At 73.5% G+C, this 17546-nt stretch carries 13 protein-coding genes; 6 read left to right on the top strand and 7 right to left on the bottom strand.

Annotated features, from left to right (window positions below):
• Window positions 1–112: 112 nt before the first annotated feature.
• The 4 genes from IEY91_RS07480 (at window position 113) to IEY91_RS07465 (ending at window position 6035) form a co-directional block, all read left to right on the top strand.
• Window positions 113–937 carry an alpha/beta fold hydrolase gene (locus IEY91_RS07480; protein ID WP_189173310.1) on the top strand — a complete coding sequence of 275 codons (825 nt, stop codon included), beginning with the start codon at window positions 113–115 and terminating at the stop codon, window positions 935–937.
• The gene (locus tag IEY91_RS07475; RefSeq protein WP_189173309.1) at window positions 934–2205 is read left to right on the top strand and encodes a cytochrome P450; all 1272 of its coding nucleotides are present in this window, start codon (window positions 934–936) and stop codon (window positions 2203–2205) included. The genes IEY91_RS07480 and IEY91_RS07475 overlap by 4 nt, the downstream gene beginning before the upstream one ends.
• A 128-nt stretch (window positions 2206–2333) precedes the next feature.
• Window positions 2334–3596: a DUF1266 domain-containing protein gene (locus tag IEY91_RS07470; RefSeq protein ID WP_189173308.1), complete on the top strand. Its 1263-nt coding sequence runs from the start codon at window positions 2334–2336 to the stop codon at window positions 3594–3596.
• A gap of 132 nt (window positions 3597–3728) precedes the next feature.
• A complete protein-coding gene (locus IEY91_RS07465) occupies window positions 3729–6035 on the top strand; it encodes an ATP-binding protein (protein ID WP_189173307.1) in 2307 nt (768 codons plus the stop codon).
• A 344-nt stretch (window positions 6036–6379) separates the two neighbouring features.
• Here the strand turns inward: IEY91_RS07465 and IEY91_RS07460 are convergent, their stop codons facing one another.
• Both IEY91_RS07460 and IEY91_RS07455 read right to left on the bottom strand, forming a co-directional pair.
• On the bottom strand, window positions 6380–6913 hold the full coding sequence (locus IEY91_RS07460) for a hypothetical protein (protein WP_189173306.1): 534 nt from the start codon (window positions 6911–6913) through the stop codon (window positions 6380–6382).
• Window positions 6910–8163, bottom strand: coding sequence for a hypothetical protein (locus IEY91_RS07455; protein WP_189173305.1), 1254 nt, complete (start codon window positions 8161–8163; stop codon window positions 6910–6912). Before IEY91_RS07455 ends, IEY91_RS07460 begins: the two co-directional genes overlap by 4 nt.
• 376 nt (window positions 8164–8539) lie before the next feature.
• Between IEY91_RS07455 and IEY91_RS07450 the strand changes: the two genes are divergently transcribed.
• Window positions 8540–11872, top strand: a complete 3333-nt coding sequence (locus tag IEY91_RS07450) for an AfsR/SARP family transcriptional regulator (RefSeq protein ID WP_189173480.1) — start codon at window positions 8540–8542, stop codon at window positions 11870–11872.
• Window positions 11873–12152: 280 nt separating this feature from the next.
• Here IEY91_RS07450 and IEY91_RS07445 read toward each other — a convergent pair whose 3' ends face one another.
• From IEY91_RS07445 to IEY91_RS07425, 5 genes are all read right to left on the bottom strand, one after another.
• A complete protein-coding gene (locus IEY91_RS07445) occupies window positions 12153–12635 on the bottom strand; it encodes a hypothetical protein (RefSeq protein ID WP_229696768.1) in 483 nt (160 codons plus the stop codon).
• Between the two features lie 96 nt (window positions 12636–12731).
• Entirely contained in the window at window positions 12732–13139 is a 408-nt protein-coding gene (msrB, locus tag IEY91_RS07440) for a peptide-methionine (R)-S-oxide reductase MsrB (RefSeq protein WP_189173304.1), read from the bottom strand.
• 13 nt (window positions 13140–13152) lie between these two features.
• Window positions 13153–14523 (bottom strand): UDP-N-acetylmuramate--L-alanine ligase, encoded by a 1371-nt coding sequence (murC, locus tag IEY91_RS07435; RefSeq protein WP_189173303.1) that lies wholly within the window; start codon window positions 14521–14523, stop codon window positions 13153–13155.
• Between the two features lie 100 nt (window positions 14524–14623).
• Window positions 14624–15097 (bottom strand): indole-3-glycerol phosphate synthase, encoded by a 474-nt coding sequence (locus tag IEY91_RS07430; RefSeq protein ID WP_189173302.1) that lies wholly within the window; start codon window positions 15095–15097, stop codon window positions 14624–14626.
• A 193-nt stretch (window positions 15098–15290) separates the two neighbouring features.
• A complete protein-coding gene (locus IEY91_RS07425) occupies window positions 15291–16109 on the bottom strand; it encodes a pyrimidine reductase family protein (RefSeq protein ID WP_164319342.1) in 819 nt (272 codons plus the stop codon).
• Between the two features lie 233 nt (window positions 16110–16342).
• Here IEY91_RS07425 and zapE point away from each other — a divergent pair, with 233 nt between their 5' ends.
• A complete protein-coding gene (gene zapE / locus IEY91_RS07420; RefSeq protein WP_189173301.1) occupies window positions 16343–17437 on the top strand; it encodes a cell division protein ZapE in 1095 nt (364 codons plus the stop codon).
• Window positions 17438–17546: the final 109 nt, after the last annotated feature.

Below are 17546 nucleotides of genomic sequence, written 5' to 3'. Positions count from 1 at the left end.
CAGGCGGTCCGTCAACTTCCCCCGCGCACCCTGGGTTTCACCCTTCACACTCCACCCGGTCAGAACGCTCGCACTCTTGCGCGCCCCCTCACCCGGGGCCATCGTGGCCGTCGTGACCGCCTTCATCCTTCCCCATGAGCTGCACGGCGACGGCGCCCACAAGGTGCTCGCCGTGCACGGCTGGTTCGCGGACCGCTCGGCGTACGCGCCGGTGCTCCCCGACCTCGACACGGACGCGTTCCAGTACGCCCTGGTGGACCTGCGCGGGTACGGCGAGGCCAAGGACGCCGTCGGCTCGTACACCACCGCCGAGGGCGCGGCGGACCTCCTGGACCTGGCCGACCGGCTCGGCTGGGAGCGGTTCTCGCTCGTCGGGCACTCGATGGGCGGCAAAGTGGCGCAGCGCGTGGTGGCGCTCGCGCCGCACCGGGTGCGGCGGCTCGTGGGCGTCTCGCCCGTACCCGCGTCCGCGCTTCCGTTCCCGCCCGAGCAGTGGGAGCTCTTCGCGTCCGCCGCACATCTCGCGGACAACCGGCGCACCATCATCGACCTGACGACGGGCGGGGTACGTCCCGCCGCGTGGCTCGACCGCATGGTCACGCGGTCGCTCGCACGCAGCGACGTCAAGGCGTTCCGCGCCTGGCTGGACTCCTGGGCCGGGGAGGACTTCCACGACCGGGTCGAGGGCTGCCAGGTGCCCGCGCTCGCCGTCGTCGGCGCGCTCGACCCGGCCCTGCCGGCGGACCTGATGCGGCAGACGTGGCTGACGTGGTTCACGCGCGGCGAACTGGTGGAGCTGCCGGGCGTGGGCCACTACGCGGCGGACGAGGCGCCGCTGGACCTGATACGCGCGGTGGAGGACTTCCTGCGGGCGGACGACGCGGCGGCGGAGACAGCTGGGGCGGAGGCGTCACAGCCCCCGGCCGCGGACGCATGACCACACCCCAACACCCTTTGCCCCACGTCCCGGACGTCTTCGATCCTCGTCTGTACGCCCATTCCGTGCCGTACGACCGCTACCGCACCCTCCGCGACCACCACCCCGTCGCCTGGCAGGAGGAGCCCGCGGTGCTCGGCTGGCCCGCCGGGCCCGGGTTCTGGGCGGTCACGCGGCACGCGGACGTGACGGCCGTGCTCAAGGACTCGGCAACGTACTCCTCGCACCTCGGCGCCACCCAGATCCGCGACCCGGACCCGGCGGACCTGCCGTTCATCCGCCGCATGATGCTCAATCAAGACCCTCCAGTTCACGGCAGGTTGCGCACCCTGGTGAGCCGCGCGTTCACGCCCCGCCGCGTCGCCCGCTTCGAGGCGGTGGCACGCGAGCGCGCCCGCTCCCTCCTGTCCGGGGCGGTCGACGAGGCCCGCGCCGGTGACGGCACCTGCGACCTCGTCGCCACGGTCACCGACGACTACGCGCTCCTGAACCTCGCGGACCTGCTCGGCGTACCGAAGAGCGACCGCGGACTGCTGCTGCACTGGACGCGGCGGGTGATCGGCTATCAGGACCCGGACGAGGCGGGCGAGCCGGTGCTCGGCCCCGACGGGCGGCCGGTGAACCCGCGGTCCCCGGCGATGCTGGCGGACATGTTCGCGTACGCCGTCGAACTGGCCGCGCACAAACGGCGCCACCCCGGCGACGACATCCTCACGGCCCTGGCCACCACGCCCGAACTCACCACCGCCGAGCTGGAGATGTTCTTCTTCCTGCTGACCGTCGCGGGCAACGACACGGTGCGCGGCGCGGCGCCCGGCGGGGTGCTCGCGCTGGCCGGACACCCCGGTGAGCTGCGCGGGCTGCGGGAGGGGACGGCCCCCGTGGCCCTGGCGGTGGAGGAGCTGTTGCGCTGGCATCCGCCGGTGCTGAGCTTCCGGCGTACGGCGGCCCGGGACACGGAGCTCGCGGGGCGGCGGATCCGGCGCGGCGACAAGGTGGTCGTCTTCCACGCGGCGGCCAACCGCGACGAGCGGGCGTTCCCCGAGCCCGACCGCCTGGACCTGACCCGCGACCCGAACCCGCACGTGTCGTTCGGAGACGGCCCGCACGTGTGCCTGGGCGCACACTTCGCCCGCCTCCAACTGGCCGTGTTCTACGAGGAGTTACTGGAGGCCGTGCCCGTCCTGCACCCGGCAGGACCACCGCGCCGCCTGGTCTCGCACTTCATCAACGGCCTCAAGACACTGCCCCTGCGCGTGGTGGACTGACCACCCGCGGACGGCGGCCCCGGCCACCGCGTCGGATACGGTTCGATCCGGAAACGATCATCACGAACCCGAACTGAATCCGAACCCGAACCCGAACTGAACCCGACCCGGAAGCGAGAAGCGGGGCCATGTACGCGGCAGCCGAAGACGAGTACCACGACGACCTGTTCCCGGTCGTCCCGGCGCCGCAGGACGGCACCCGCTGGCAGGCGCCCGCCGACCTGGAGGAGCACCTGTACGAACTGGTCGAGGCGGAGGACGGCTACGGCTATCTGCGGGCCCTGGCCGTCGAGGGCGTCTACCGCCCGGTGCTGCTCACGGACCTCGCCGCGTCGCCGGACGCCCCGCCCCTCTTCAGCGTCGAGGTCCCCGACGGCCGCAGGGTGGCGCAGGTGTACACGGCCGGGTTCCTGCCGCGCCCGCATCCGGACGTCGTGTACGAGTACGTCACGCTCGGCACCCTCGCGCGCGAGTGGCCATCGGACATCGACGTCATGGTGGTCAACACGCAGACGCCGTGCGAGCAGTACTACCTCACCACGGACGAGGAGCGGGAGGTCTGGGCCGACCTGCACGACGAGCACCACCGCGAGGGCCGTATCGACGACCGCGTCGACACCCGCCGCACCGGCGCACCGGACGGCCAGGTCCTGCGGGGCCTCGCCTGCGGCGCCCACCTCTGCTTCGCCAACGGCGCGCCCTGGAACACCCTGGACTGGCACGGCGCGGGCTACAGCAACGAGGTGGCGCGCCTGGAGGAGTGGTGGGGCGTGCGCGACCGCGAGGAGTGGCGGGGCGTGCAGGACCGCCTCCTCGACCGTGAAGTCAGCCCGTGGTACTGGGACTTCGTCCTCGGCGCCCGCACCGCCGTCATCGCCGAACAGGGCACGCCGGTGGACCCGGAGCTGTGGCGCCGCTGCGTCGAGGTGACGCTGCGCAACCGGGTCGTGGAGACCGGCGGCCCCGACACCCCGCACCGCCCCGGCGACGACCCGGAGCTCGACCAGTTCGTCCGCGCGATGCGCGACCTGGTCGGCAAGGTCATGCGCTACGAGGCCCGCTTCCGCGCCGACGGCCTGCTCCCGCCCGACGGCCTGGTCGCCACCGTCGCGGCCTGGGACCTGGGCCGCGCCTCGAAGATGGCCCGCTGGGGCCGCGGCGCCCGCTACGCCACCCACGCCGAGCTGCTCACGGCCCTCGAACGCGCCGCGCACGGAGCCCAGTCGGCGTACACCTCCTGGGAGGACTTCTCCGCGGGCTACGTCCTCGGCCGCTGCCTGCACTTCGACGAGGAGGAGTTCGGGACCTGGTACACGTCGGTACTCCGAGCCCATCGGGCACTGACGACGGACCCGGACAGCCCGTGGCTGCAAGTGCCCTTCCACGACTGAGACTTGGGCTGATTTCGGCCGCCCCCGTTGTCGCCTTCGCCTCACCGCGGATACCGGACGCGTGTACGGAAAGACTGGCCTGACAGGGGCCGGTTCGCGCGGAGCCGGAACGCGGGCGGAGGGGGTGCTCGGGTGCGGGGGCAGGAGCAGGGCGGCCACAACGAACTGGGCGGGACGGTGCACGGTCCGGCCGTGCAGGCGCAGACGGTGTACGGCGGCATCCACATCCAGTCGCCGCCGGCCGCCGCACAGCCGCAGCATCCACCGTGGCAGTTGCCGCCCGCGGCCCGCATCACCGACCGCACGGCCGAACTCGGTCTGCTGGAACGCCATCGCCTGCGGTCGGGCTCCGCCGGTCACGGAGACCACGCGGGCCTCGGGGGCCATGCGAGCCTCGGGGACCGCTTGGGCCAGGGAGGCCACACCCTGGTCGCGGTCAGCGGCCTCGGCGGCGTCGGCAAGACGGCGCTCACGCTGGCCTGGCTGCACGCGCTGCGCCCGCACTTCCCCGACGGCCAGCTCTACGCCGACCTGGGCGCCCAGTCGCCGGGCGGTCCCGCCGACCCCGGCGAGGTCATCGGCCGGTTCCTGCGCGCCCTGGGCGTACCTGCCGCCCAAGTGCCCGCCGGTCTTGCCGAACGGGCCGCGCTGTACCGCTCGTTGACGGCGAGCCAACGCCTGGTGGTCCTCCTGGACGACGCCGCGTCCGCCGCGCAGGTGCGGCCGCTGCTGCCGGGCGGCCGCAGCGTCACCGCCGTGACCAGCCGCTGGCGAATGCCCGGCCTCACCGTCGACGGCTGCCACTCGGTGCGCCTTGAGCCGCTCGGCGTGGACGAGGCCGTGGAACTCCTTGCCGCCACGCTCTCCGACGACCGCGTGGCCGACCAGCCCGAACAGGCCCGCGCCCTGGTCGAGTTGTGCGCGGGACTGCCACTCGCGGTGCGGGTCGCCGGGGCCCGGCTCGCCTCCCGCCCACGACGCGGGATCACCACCATGGTCCGCGCCCTCACCGAGGAACACGACCGGCTGGAGGAACTGGCCATCGACGGCGACCACAACGTCCGCGCGACCCTCGACCTCACCTACCAGGAACTCCCCCCGGACGCCGCCCGCCTCTACCGCCTCCTCGGCCTCCACCCGGGCACGGAGTTCAGCGACGCGGTGGCCGTCGCGGTGCTGGCGGAGCCCGGCCCGAGTGCCGGAGCGGACCCCGACCCGGGTGCCGGACCCGACCCCGGCCCGAGTGCCCCCGCCGCACCGGCGACCGCCGCCTCCTCCTCCCACGCGTCCCGCGCCCTCTCCCTGCTCGACCTCCTGCACGACGCCAATCTGCTCACCGACGCCGACGCCCACGAGGACCGGCACCGGTTCCACGACCTCGTACGGCTGCACGCGGCGGCGAAGGCCGCGCAGGACGAGTCGCCGTGGGCGCGCGCGGCGGCGCTGCGGCGGATCGCCGACCACTATCTCGCCACGGCGACCCAAGCCGAGCGGATCGTCGACCCGCAGCACCGCACGATGGCCCGCGACCACGGCGCGGGCCCGGTGCTCACGGAGGACTTCGGCGAGGGCACGGAGGCGGCCCTGGACTGGCAGGAGCGCGAACTGCCCAACCTGATGGCGGTGATACGCCGCGCCCGCACCGCCTTCCCGACGGTGGGCTGGCAGCTCGCCGACGCGCTGTGGCCGCTGTTCCTGCGCCGCAAGTTCTACGAGGAGTGGCGGGCCGCGCACCAGGAGGGGCTGGCCGCCGCCGAGGAACTGGGCGACACGGCGGCGCAGTGCCGGATGCTCACCTCCGGCGGCGTCGGCGAGCTGGGCATGGGCTGCCACGAGCGCGCCCTGGAGATGTTCGAGCGCGCGGCACGCCAGTTCCGCGCGGACGGCAACGCGCTCGGCCACGCCCGCACCCTCAACTACCGCGGCCTCGCCCACCAGCGCCTGGGCCGGCTCGACGAGGCCGCCCGGTACTTCACGCGGGCGGCGGAGGCGCTGCCGGGCGTCGGCGACGTCCGCGCGGGCGGCCTGGGCCGCCTCAACCTCGCCGACGTGGCCCTCGCCCGGAGCCGCCCCACGGAGGCGGCCCGGCACGCCGCCGCCGCGCACACCACGCTGCGCGCGGCGAACGACACGTACAACGCCGCACGCGCGGCCGTCCTCCTCGGCCGCGCCCACCTCGCCCGCGGCGAACCCGACCTGGCGGAGGCCGAGTTGACGCCGGCGCTCATCGCCCTGCGCGCGATGTCGGCCGCGTACGAAACAGCCCGCGCCCTGCACGCCCTCGCGGAACTCGCCGAACACCGCGGCACCCCGGCCCCCGCCCGCGCCCTCTACGGCGAGGCGCTCACGCTGTACGCGGAGGCGGGCCGAGCCACGTCCCCGGACGCACGGGCGGCCGAGACCCGCCTGAACGCATTGGCCACACCACCGCCCCAGTGAACGACACCCGGACCCACCAGCCCGAGCCACACCCCCGGGCACCGGACGACCCAAGCCCGCCCGAACACGTCGGCCACACCACCGGACCAGCGAACGACACTCAGGGCCGCCAGACCGAGCCACACCCCCGGCCCCGGACGACCGAAGCCGCCCCAACGCCTCGGCCGGACCACCGGCCCAGTGAACAGCGCCCGGGCCCACCAGACCGAGCCACACCCCCGGGCCCCGGACGACGACCCAAGCCCGCCCCAACGCCTCGACCGCACCACCGGCATAGTGAACACCACCCTGGGCCCCCACCCCGAGCAGGCCTCCGGACCGCCACCCACCCCGGGCGGGACCCCCTACCAGCCCAACCGCACCCCCACCCCGCAAACCACCCGCGCACCCGCCAACCCCCGCGGCGGCAGCCCCGCCACGAGGAACGCGTGCGCCAGGGACGCCCACACGGGCCACGGCACACCCGGCCGCGCACCCCGCGCTCCCCAGGCAGGCAAGGCCGTCCGCAGGACAAGCGCCGCACCCCGCGGCCCCATCCGCACACGGCACACCCCGCCGTGGTGCGCGGCCACCACCAACGCCCCCGGGTACCGCGCGCCAAGCCTCACCGCATGCCACGGCACCGCGGACTCCGCGTGGAGTACGTCCCCAAGCCGAGCCCAGTCACCGGCACCGGCACCGGCATCAGCACCAGCGATGGGCACCTCCACCCGCACATGCTCGTCCACGTACTCCGTACCGAGCCGGCGCAGCACCACCCGCACCCGCTCGACACCCCGCGCCTCCGGCGTCGCCGTCACGACCGCCGTCAGAACCGGGGCCGCGACAGGGGCGACGACCGGGACCGCGACCGGAGCCACCACCGCCCGCACCGTCATGACACGACGCTCCCCGGCTCGTCGTACTCCACGACCCGTGGCAGCCGCGCAGGCTCCGTCGCCGGGAAGCCGGCGGGCGCGCGCAGCCGCAGCTTGCGGTAGAGCAGGGCGCGCATCCTGCGGGCGAAGCGGCCGGGCTCGGAGGTGATGCGGGCGGCGACGCGTTCGTGGAGGTCGGCCCGGTACGTCGCGGCGGCCCGTTCGAGCTGGCGCCGCACCGGCTTGGACTCGTGCAACCGCGGTGCGAACGAGCCGAGTTCGGCCATCGGGGAGCCGGGATCCACGTCACCGTCCGGCAGACAGGCGAGCAGCACAGGCCGCCCCGTCATGGCGCCGTACAGCGAGACGGACCCGTGGTCGCCCACGACGAAGTCGGCGGCTACGAGCGCCCCGACCCAGTCGGCGCGGTGGCTGACGACGGCGAGCCCGCCGCGCCCGAGCCCGGCGAACCAGCCGCGCACCTGCCACTCGCTGTGGGTGTGCCACACGTGCGGATGCAGCAGCACGGCCACCCGGTAGTCCTCGGGCGGGAGTTCGGCCACGATCCGGTCGAGCAGTTCCTGCCCGCCGCTGCCGAGCAGCGAGCCGGGGCCCCAGGTGGAGCAGACGAGGACGAGCCGCTGCCCGGCCCGGGTCCGCAGGGCCTGCCGGTACAAGGCGCGCGCGGGCCGGCTCGCGGTGACCCGGTCGAAGCAGGGGTCACCGACGACCTCGGCGACCGGCAGCGCCTCCGGGCACTCGCGGCCGAGCCGCTCCAGTTCCTCCCGGTGGGCGAGGACGACGGCCTCGGGGACCACGGACCCGTCGCGTACGAGCCGCTGCCTGCTCAGCCCGTACACGCCCCGCGCGGCGACGGCCCCGCCCCGCCGGGCCCGGACGATCTTGTTGTGTCCGGCGCCGTGCGGCAGCACGACCACCGGCGCGTGCAGTTCGTGCAGCCCGCCGTGGCCGGCCGCGAGCGCGAGGTCGAAGACGGTCTGCACCGCCTGGCTCCAGGGCAGCACCAGGACCTTGAGCTCGTCGAGGAAGTCGGCCACTCCACCGCTGAACACGTCGGGCGCCGCGGTGAAGAACACCTGCACCCGCCAGTCGCCCTCCAGGAGCCGCACCGCGTCGAGGAGCCGCCGCCCCGACGTCACCGTGTGCACCACGGCGAGCACGCGCCTGCGCACCGGGCGGGTGGCCCAGCGCTCTACGTCCGGCCGCACGGGCACCGGATGCCCGTGCGCCTCCAGCATGGTCACGCTCATCGTTCCGTTCCCCCGGTTCTCTCCGTCGTGTCGGGTCGGACGACGGCAGCGTGCCCCGGGGACCTGGATGGCCGGGTTGCAGGAACCCTGCACTCCGAGTGCCCACTGACGACGGCATACGCCGTCACACCGGCTCACACCGGAGCGCACGCCGTGGCCTCCAACTACACTTCGCGGAGCGGTAGTTGAGGTTCCACCGGGGCCCACAGGGAAAGTCTTGGCCATGGATCCACTCCATGCGCCCGGCACGCACCCGTGCGCCTCTCCCCGCTCCCCCTGACGCCGCGACAACAGTGAGCAGAGTTACGCACGAATGTGCGGAACTGCCGACGGCGGCGGCGCGAAGCACCCGCCGGGCACGCACCCAGCGGGGGTGATGGTGGACTTACTGGCGCTGGGACCTCTCGAACTCTGGCAGGACGGCCGGCAGCACGAGCTCGGGTCCCCGAAGGAGCGCTGCGTGCTGGCCGTCCTGGTGCACGCCCGCGGTGAACCGGTCTCCCTCGACGCCCTCATGGACCGCGTCTGGGACGACGAGCCGCCCCGCACGGCCCAGGACACCCTGCAGAGCTATCTGTCGCGCCTGCGCAACCGCCTCGGCCGGGCGGCCGGCGAACAGGCCCTCCTGGAGCGGTACGCCCCGCGCCTGTACCGGCTGCGGGTCGCCCCCGACGCCGTCGACCTGCTGCGCTACGCCAGGCTGCGCACCGACGCCGCGGTCACCGCCCGGCAGGGCGGCAGGCAGCGGGCCGTCGAGCTGTTGCGCGCCGCCGAATCGCTGTGGCGCGGCGAGCCGTTGACGGAGTTCACCGGCTCCTGGGCGCGCTCGGCCCGCGCCCGGCTCGTGGAGGACCACCGCCATGTCCGCGAGGCCCGCATCCGGCTTGAGCTCGAGCTCGGCCGGCACGCCGACCTGATCGGCGAGCTGCACGAGCTGGCCGCCCAGAACCCCCTGGCCCAGCGGGTGATCGCCGCCCTGATGCTGGCCCTGTACCGCTCGGGCCGCGACGACGAGGCCCTCGACCTCTACCGCGCCACCCGCGCCCGCCTCCACGAGGGCCAGGGCATCGAACCCGGCACGGAGCTCCAGGAACTCCACGTACGCATCCTCGAACAGGACCGCACGCTGATGACGCCGGCGGCCCCGGAGAGCGGCGGGGCTCCGGGCCCGAGCGGGGCCGGACAGGGCAGGCCGCCCCATGTTCCTGACGCGCGCGCCGAAAGGCCCCCCAGCGGTCGCCGGGCAGCGGACGACGCCCCCGCGGACCGTCGCCCCACGGCGGAGGAGCCGCTCACCAACTTGCCCCGCGACATGGGCCACTTCACCGGCAGGGCGAGCGAACTGCGCATCCTCCTGGGCGTGTCGGGGACACCGAGGGCACTCCCCCTCACCGTCGTCCACGGCATGCCCGGCGTCGGCAAGACCGCGCTCGCGCTGCACGCCGCGCACCGGCTCACCGAGGCCTGCCCGGACGGCCGGTTCTACGTCGACCTGCGGGGGTACGGCCCGCTGCCTCCGTACGACCCCGCCGAGGCGCTCGCCGTGCTGCTGCACGCCGCCGGGGTGCCCGGCGAGCTGCCCGGTTCGCTCGACGCACGAGTGACGCGCTGGCGCGAGTGGACGGCGCGGCGCCGTGTCCTCGTGGTCCTCGACAACGCCCGCGACGCCGACCAGGTCCGCCCGCTGCTGCCCGGCGCCGCGACCTGCCGGGCCGTCGTGACGAGCCGGAACCGGCTCACCGGCCTGGCCGGCGCGACCCCGCTGTACCTGGAGGTGCTCTCCACCACGGAGGCCGCCACCCTGTTCACACGTGTCGCCGGGCCCGGCCGGCTGCCCGCCGACACCTCGGCGCTCACCCGCACCGTGGCCGCCTGCGGCCGCCATCCGCTCGCGCTCCAGCTCCTCGCCAGCCAGTTCCGGCACCGCGACTCCTGGAGCCTGGACCACCTCACGGACCGCCTGGTGCAGGCGGCCGACCCGCTCGACGAGTTCGACAGCGACGCGGTGGCCTCCGCCTTCTCCCTCTCGTACGCCGAACTGACCCCGAAGGCGGCCCAGTTGCTGCGCCGCCTGGCGCTGCACCCCGGCCCCGACATCACGCTGGGCGCGGCGACGGCCCTGGCGGCGGACGCACCGGACCGGGAAGAGGGCCGCGAAGGCGGCGCACCGGGCCGGGAAGCCGATCAAGACCCCGCCCACGCGGCCCGCACCCGCAAGACCCTCGACCAGCTCCTCGACCGCAACCTCGTCGAGGAACCCGTGACCGACCGCTACCGCCTGCACGACCTCACCCGCGCCTTCGGCCTGCGCATGGCCACCCGCGACGAACCGCACTCGGCCCGGCGCGCGGCGCTCACGCGGCTGCTCAACTGCTATCTCACCGGGGCCTACCGCGCGGCCGTCCGCACCGACCCGCACCACCGCATCCTGCCGCCAGGACCACACCTGACCTGCCCGTACGCACCGGACTTCGGCGACGCGGACGAGGCCGCGGCATGGCTGAGCGTGGAGCGCGGCAACCTCCTGGCCGTCGCGCGCACGGCCGCCGCGGAGTCCCCGGAGCACGCGGCGCTGTTCCCGCACGTCCTGGCCAAGTCACTGCGGCTGTGGGGCACTTGGGACCTGGCATCGGAACTCTTCGAGGCGGCGGTATCCGCGGCACGCACGCGCGACGACCAGGTGGCCCTGGCCCGCACCCTGGTCGAACACGCCGACGTCCTGACGCAGAAGGACCACGGCAAGGCCCTGCACCGGGCGACCGAGGCACTCTTCCTCTTTCAGGAGTTGAACGACGTACGCGGCCGGGCGGACGCCCTCCTGCAGTCCGGCCGGGCGCACTTCGCGGCGGGCCAGGGCAGCACGTGCCTGCGGGTGCTGCGCGCCGCGCACACGCTGTACCGCCAGGTCGAGGACCCCTACGGCCAGGCGGACGTGGCCAACATGATGGGGGTGGCGCTGCACTCGGCGGGCCGCCACCGGGAGGCCCTGGACCAGTTCCGCACCGTGCTGCGCGTCCACGAGCGCACCGGTCATCTGTACGGCCAGATGCGCGCCCTCAACAACGTGGGCGAGGTGTACCGCCTCGACGGCCGGCACGAGGAGGCCCGCACCCACTTCGAGCGTTCGCTGCGCCTGGCCCACAGCGTCGGCGGCCGTCAGGAGCGTGCGAACCTGCTCGCGAACCTGGGGAGCGTCTGCCAGGACACCGGCCGGGTGGAGCAGGCCCTCACGTACTTCCGCCGCGCCCTGGCCAGCTACCGCGCCGCGTCGGACGCGCGCGGCGAGTCGGACACCCTCATCAGCCTCGGCTCGGCGTACGCCGCCAACAGCCGTCCCGGTGAGGCGCTTTGGCACTTCGCCGAGGCCGAACGCATCGCCAGGAGCATCGGCAGCCCGCTCGACCTCCAGGCCGCGCTCCTCGGCACCGGCACGGCGCTGCGGCAGCTCGGCCGCTACGAGGCGGCGCTCGACGCGCACCACGAGGCGCTGCGCATCGCCCGCGAGGCCGGCAGCCCCCTGGGCGCGGCCCGCGCCCTCGACGGCCTCGCCCGCACGTCCCCGCACACACAGAACGCGTCCTCCGCCAGGGGTTTCGCGGAGGACGCGCTGGAGTTGTACGGTCGGCTCGGCTGCGCGGGGCGGGCCCGGGATCTCCGGCTGGCCCTGGCGGAGCCCGGGGAGACTAGCGCCGCCCGATCAACCACATGAAGATCGAGTCCTCTCCGGTCCCGGCAGCGGGAGCGGTGGGGCTGGTGGTGCGTCGTGCCATGTTCACGCGTCACTCCGTCTTTCTAGTACTTGAATGAACGGATACCCCCGAGTTGACGCACACATTAGCGAGCTGAACGCTCAAGCGGAACACTGGATTCATCATTCATCACGGCGCACAGGGGCGTACGACCGGCGCTCGAACGTACACCCGTAACGCGCCCCCGTCCCGCCCCGCACACTCCTCGCGCGCCCCACTCAACTCGCGCACCGCGCACCGCTACCGCCCCACCACCGTCCCCGGCGGCACTTCCGCGTCCTTCGCCTTGTCCCCCGCCGCGAGCTGATCGGCGTAACCGGCCTCGCTCCACACCAGCCTCTTGAACTGTTCCGGCGTCAACACCCCACGCCACGGCTCCCCTTGGGGGCAGAACACGGACTCGCAGCCGCCGCAGTAGCGGGCGGGCAGCCAGAAGTAGTCGGCGCGCGGCAAGCCGGCCCGCTCGACGGCCTTCTCCCGGGCATCGTCACGCACCACGAAGAGCGTCCCGACGAGCAGCGCCACGGCGAGCACGAGGCCGCCGCCGATGTACAGCGGCTTCTCCTGGTCCACGCCCATGTAGGCCCAGCCGAGCGCGAGCCCGACGAGGACGATGCCCTCGGCGAAGTGCAGGAAGCCGTCCCAGTCCTTGTCAGGACCCTTGGCGAGTCGCGTCGGCAACTCCTTGCGGAAGGCGCCCTTGCCGTGGATCGCCTCCCGCACGGCGGTCACCTCGTTGCCGCCACAGCCAGGACATATCACTCCAACCAGCCCTTGGGCCCCCGCAGTTGACATGCCCTCACGCTACTCGCGGACGGTTCAGCCCTCGTCGGCGGCCAGCCGCAGCGAGATGGAGTTGATGCAGTACCGCTGGCCCGTCGGCGTCGCGTAGCCCTCGCCCTCGAAGACGTGGCCGAGGTGGGAGCCGCAGCGGGCGCAGCGCACCTCGGTGCGGACCATGCCGTGGGTGCGGTCCTCGATCAGCTCGACGGCGTCGGTGTCCTTCGGGTCGTAGAAGCTCGGCCAGCCGCAGTGGGACTCGAACTTCTCGTGCGACGTGAAGAGCTCGGCGCCGCAGGCGCGGCAGGAGTAGACGCCCTTGGTCGTGGTGTCCGTGTACTCACCGCGGAACGCGGGCTCCGTGCCGGCCTGGCGCAGCACCTGGTACTCGGCGGGAGTCAGCTCCGCGCGCCACTCCTCGTCCGGCTTCTCGATGTCGTACGACATGACTCTGAACCCCTTACTTCGACAGCTCGGCGAGGATCCGCGGGCCGAGGTCCGTGACGTCGCCCGCGCCCATGGTGAGAACGAGATCGCCCGGCTTCGCCATTCCCGCGATCTCCCGCACCGCGTCCGCCCTGTCGCCGGCGGCGAGCACCTCGGCGCCCGCCGCGCGGGCCGCGTCGATGATCAGGGCGCTCGTGATGCCGGGGATCGGGTCCTCTCGGGCCGGGTAGATGTCGAGGACGACGGAGGAGTCGGCGAGCGCGAGGGCCTGTCCCATCTCCGTGCCCAGCTCCTGGGTGCGCGAGAAGAGGTGCGGCTGGAAGAGGACGAGGATGCGGGAGTCGCCGGCGGCGGACCGCATCGCCTCCAGGTCGGCCGTCATCTCGGTCGGGTGGTGCGCGTAGGAGTCGACGACCTGCACGCCCGCCGCCTCGCCCTTGAGCTGGAGGCGGCGCTTGACGCCCGTGTACGACTTCAGGGCGGCGGCCAGGTTCCGGGACGGGATGCCGAGCGCGATGCCCGCCGCGAGGGCCGCGACCGCGTTGTTCGCGTAGTGGCGTCCCGGCACCGAAACCGTGAAGGTGAGCAGCTTGCCGTCGAGGAAGACGGTGACCTCGCTGGTCAGACCCCGCGCGGTGATCTTGTGGATGCGCAGGTCGGCGGTCTCGGACTCGCCGTACGTGACGACCTTCAGCTGCCCCAGGTCCCGCAGGCGCCTGGTGAGCTCGACCGCGCCCGCCTGGTCCGCGGAGACGACCAGGGTGCCGCCGGGGACGATCTTGCCCGCGAAGGTCTCGAAGGACTCGTAGATCTCGTCCATCGAGGCGTAGTTGGCGTGGTGGTCCAGCTCCACGTTGAGGACGATGGCGACCTCGGGCGTGTACTTGTGGAAACTGCGGTCGCTTTCGTCGGCCTCGGCGACGAAGATGTCGCCCGCGCCGTGCAGCGCGTTCGAGCCCGGCACGTCCAGGTCGCCGCCGATCGCGTACGACGGATCGAGGCCGAGGGTGGAGAGCGTGACCGCGAGCATCGAGGTCGTCGTCGTCTTGCCGTGGGTGCCCGCGACGGCGATCGGGCGCCGGCCGTCCATCAGGGAGGCGAGCGCGTCCGAGCGGTGCACCACGGGGATGCCGAGCTCCGCGGCGCGGGCCAGCTCCGGGTTGTCGGCGCGGATCGCGGAGGACACGACGACGCAGGTCGCGTCGGAGGCCAGGTGCTCGGCCGCGTGCCCGATGTCGACGCGGGCGCCGAGGGCGCGCAGGGCGTCGGCGGTGGCGGAGTCCTTGGCGTCGCTGCCCGCGACCTTCGCGCCGCGCTGGGCGAGGATCTTCGCGATGCCCGACATTCCGGCGCCGCCGATGCCGATGAAGTGCGGTCGGTCCATGGCGGTGGGCATACGAGTTCTCTCCGATGGTGTGGCGGTGACGTGCGCGGGGCCAGCCTACTGGGCCCCGCCGTCCCCCGTTTTCCGGCCTTCGCGCAGCTTAGGACTCGCTGTGCGCGAACAGTTTCAGGACCGGTACGCCCACCTTGTGGCGGGCCCGTGAGGCCCAGTCGCGATGGAAGAACTCCTCCACCAGGTGCGGCTCGGTCAGGACGATGACCTCGTCCGCGCCCAGGTCGTCGACGGCCTCCTGGAGCACGTCCAGCGGGTGGGCCTCGACCAGGCGGCCCTCTGCCGCGCTGCCCGTGGCCCGCAGTGCCACGAGGGACACCTGAAGGGCGCGCTCGGCGGGCTCCACCGCCTCCTGGCCCTCGGGCACCTCGCCCTCGCGCACGGCGTCGTCGAGCTCGCCGAGCGCGACGTCGTCGATCGCCCGCAGCAGGCGGTCCGCCTGGTCGCCGCGGGGCTGAAGCAGCACATGGAAGGTGACCGGCTCGTCGCCGTGCAAGGTGGTGACGAACTCCACGTCGGCGGACGTCAGGGCCTTCTCGATCATCAATACGCTTGTGAACACGACGGGCGTCCTTCTCCTCCGTGGGCCTCCGCAGGCCTCCGTGGACCATCTGCCGACCGAGCGTCCGGCCCCCTGCGGAAACCATCCTGCCCCCGCCGGAGCGGGGGTTGCGAGATTTAGTGTGCCCCGCGAAGGCGAAACGGAACGGGATATTCCGCCGATTGTCAGGCCGATTGTCAGAAGGGTCGCCCGGTCACAGGCCCCGCCGGTACCGGGTGAACAGGAACCCGGCCTCTTCCAGGATGGACGCCAGTACGAATCGCTCGGGCGCCGCGAGTCCGGGCCCGCCCGCGATGCGCTGCGCCCCGCCCGCGGTCAGCATCGGCGACACCGTCAGGCACAGCTCGTCCAGCGCCTGTGCCGCCACGAACTGGCCGAGCAGCCGCGGCCCGCCCTCGGTGAGCAGCCGCGTCAGGCCGCGCTCGGCCAGCGCGCGCACCACCCGGGCGGGGTCCGCGCCGGCGCCCTCGCCCGCGGTCACGACCTCCGCGCCCGCCGCGCGCGCCGCGGCCATCCGGTCGGAGGACGCGGCGGCGCCGGTCACCACGTACGTGGGCGTGAGCGGGGCGGTGAACAGGGGCAGCGAGAAGTCCAGGTCGAGGCTCGCGCTGACCACCACGATCGCGGGGGCCGGGGCCTGGCCCGCCGCCGCCCTGCGGGCCGCGAAGGCCTCGCGGGCGCGGGCCGGCCGGTAACCCTCCTGGCGTACCGTTTCGGCGCCGACCACGACGGCGTCCGCGAGCCCCCGCAACGTACCGAAGATCCGCATGTCGGTGGCGTTGGAGATGGGCTGGGAGCGGCCGTCGTGCTGGGCGGCGCCGTCGAGCGTCGAGACCATGTTGGCGCGCAGCCAGGCGCCGGTACCGGCGGGGTCGAGGGGTCCGGCGGGATAGGCGTACGCGTCGGCGAGCTCGTCCAGGGACCACTCGCGGTCCGCGACCACCTCGTCGGGACTGGTCTTCGCCGAGGTCGGCGCGGCTGTGTGGTCGGTCACAGGGAACAGGCGTCGCATGCCGCGCAGTCTTACACGTCACCGGGACGGCTCTAGGACGTGTCCGATGGGTCCGGTCGGCTGCGTTCGGGGTGCCTGCTCAGTGTGGCCGAGCGGTGTCTGGTGCGTGCGGCTGCAAGGCGGAGGAGGGCGACGACGCGGAGCGTCGGCAACCGACGACAACGCCGCAGACGTGCGTGCCAGACACCGCGACGCCGACAGGACCCATCGGACACGCCCTAGAGTGGAGAACCGTGTCAGCCACCACCTCCGCCGCCGGGCCGAGCCCCATACCCGAAGCGGCCCCCGTATCCCTGAGCGCCCGTGAGCCGCAGGTGCCCGCGGACCGTCTCGTCGCCGAGATGGTCCCGCCGCCGCGGTTCAGCACGGCCCGCTTCGACACGTACATCCCGGACCCGGGACAGCCCAGCCAGAGCGAGGCCGTACGCGTCCTGAGCACGTTCGCGGCCGGGCTCGGCGGGGCGCATGCCACGGGGTCGGGCAAACGGCGGTGGTTCGCTCGCGCGAAGCAGACGGTTCCGGCCGGGCCGCGCGGCGTCTATCTGGACGGTGGCTACGGCGTCGGCAAGACCCACCTGTTGGCCTCCCTGTGGCACGCGACGCCGGCCGAGCCCGCGCTCAAGGCCTTCGGTACGTTCGTGGAGCTGACCAACCTCGTCGGGGCGCTCGGCTTCCAGCAGACGGTCCGTACGCTCGGCGGCCACCGCCTGCTGTGCATCGACGAGTTCGAGCTGGACGACCCGGGTGACACCGTGCTCGTGTCGACGCTGCTGGGCAAGCTGGTCGACGCGGGCGTCGCGCTCGCGGCGACCTCCAACACGCTGCCGGGCAAGCTGGGCGAGGGCCGGTTCGCCTCGGCCGACTTCCTGCGCGAGATCCAGGGTCTGTCGGCCCACTTCAAGGCGTTGCGCATCGACGGCGAGGACTACCGCCACCGCGGTCTGCCCGAGGCCCCCGCGCCGTACTCCGAGGAGCAGGTCACCAAGGCGGCGTACGCCACCGAGGGCGCCAGCCTCGACGACTTCCCGCACCTGCTCGACCACCTCGCCCGGGTACATCCGAGCCGGTACGGCGCCCTGACCGACGACCTCAAGGCCGTCTGCCTCACGGACGTCACCCCGGTGCCCGACCAGTCGACGGCACTGCGCCTGGTCGTCCTCGCCGACCGCCTCTACGACCGCGAGGTCCCGGTCCTCGCGTCCGGCGTCCCGTTCGACAGGCTCTTCAGCGAGGAGATGCTGAACGGCGGCTACCGGAAGAAGTACTTCCGGGCGATCTCGCGCCTGACGGCACTGGCGCGGGACGCGAAGGGGCTCGTACAGAGCTGAGCGGGCCGTTGCGGCGCCGACTGATCGCGTACGTGTTCAAACCCTCGTGCGAGCGGGGTGTGCGTGCTACACACATGCGGGTCATGTTTCCTGTCCGCCAGCAGGAGGT

The organism is Streptomyces lasiicapitis, from assembly GCF_014646335.1.
Taxonomy (GTDB): Bacteria; Actinomycetota; Actinomycetes; order Streptomycetales; family Streptomycetaceae; genus Streptomyces; species Streptomyces lasiicapitis.
The sequence above is the reverse complement of the archived record's forward strand: the minus strand, read 5'-3'. Positions and strand labels throughout refer to the sequence as shown.

What these genes read in the sequence shown, in the direction of transcription:
- msrB (WP_189173304.1), bottom strand. Translation starts at nt 13,139, where the DNA reads ATGTCGTACGACATCGAGAAGCCGGACGAGGAGTGGCGCGCGGAGCTG.
- IEY91_RS07450 (WP_189173480.1), top strand. Translation starts at nt 8,540, where the DNA reads ATGGTGGACTTACTGGCGCTGGGACCTCTCGAACTCTGGCAGGACGGC.
- IEY91_RS07475 (WP_189173309.1), top strand. Translation starts at nt 934, where the DNA reads ATGACCACACCCCAACACCCTTTGCCCCACGTCCCGGACGTCTTCGAT.
- IEY91_RS07455 (WP_189173305.1), bottom strand. Translation starts at nt 8,163, where the DNA reads ATGAGCGTGACCATGCTGGAGGCGCACGGGCATCCGGTGCCCGTGCGG.
- IEY91_RS07470 (WP_189173308.1), top strand. Translation starts at nt 2,334, where the DNA reads ATGTACGCGGCAGCCGAAGACGAGTACCACGACGACCTGTTCCCGGTC.
- IEY91_RS07425 (WP_164319342.1), bottom strand. Translation starts at nt 16,109, where the DNA reads ATGCGACGCCTGTTCCCTGTGACCGACCACACAGCCGCGCCGACCTCG.
- IEY91_RS07460 (WP_189173306.1), bottom strand. Translation starts at nt 6,913, where the DNA reads ATGACGGTGCGGGCGGTGGTGGCTCCGGTCGCGGTCCCGGTCGTCGCC.
- murC (WP_189173303.1), bottom strand. Translation starts at nt 14,523, where the DNA reads ATGGACCGACCGCACTTCATCGGCATCGGCGGCGCCGGAATGTCGGGC.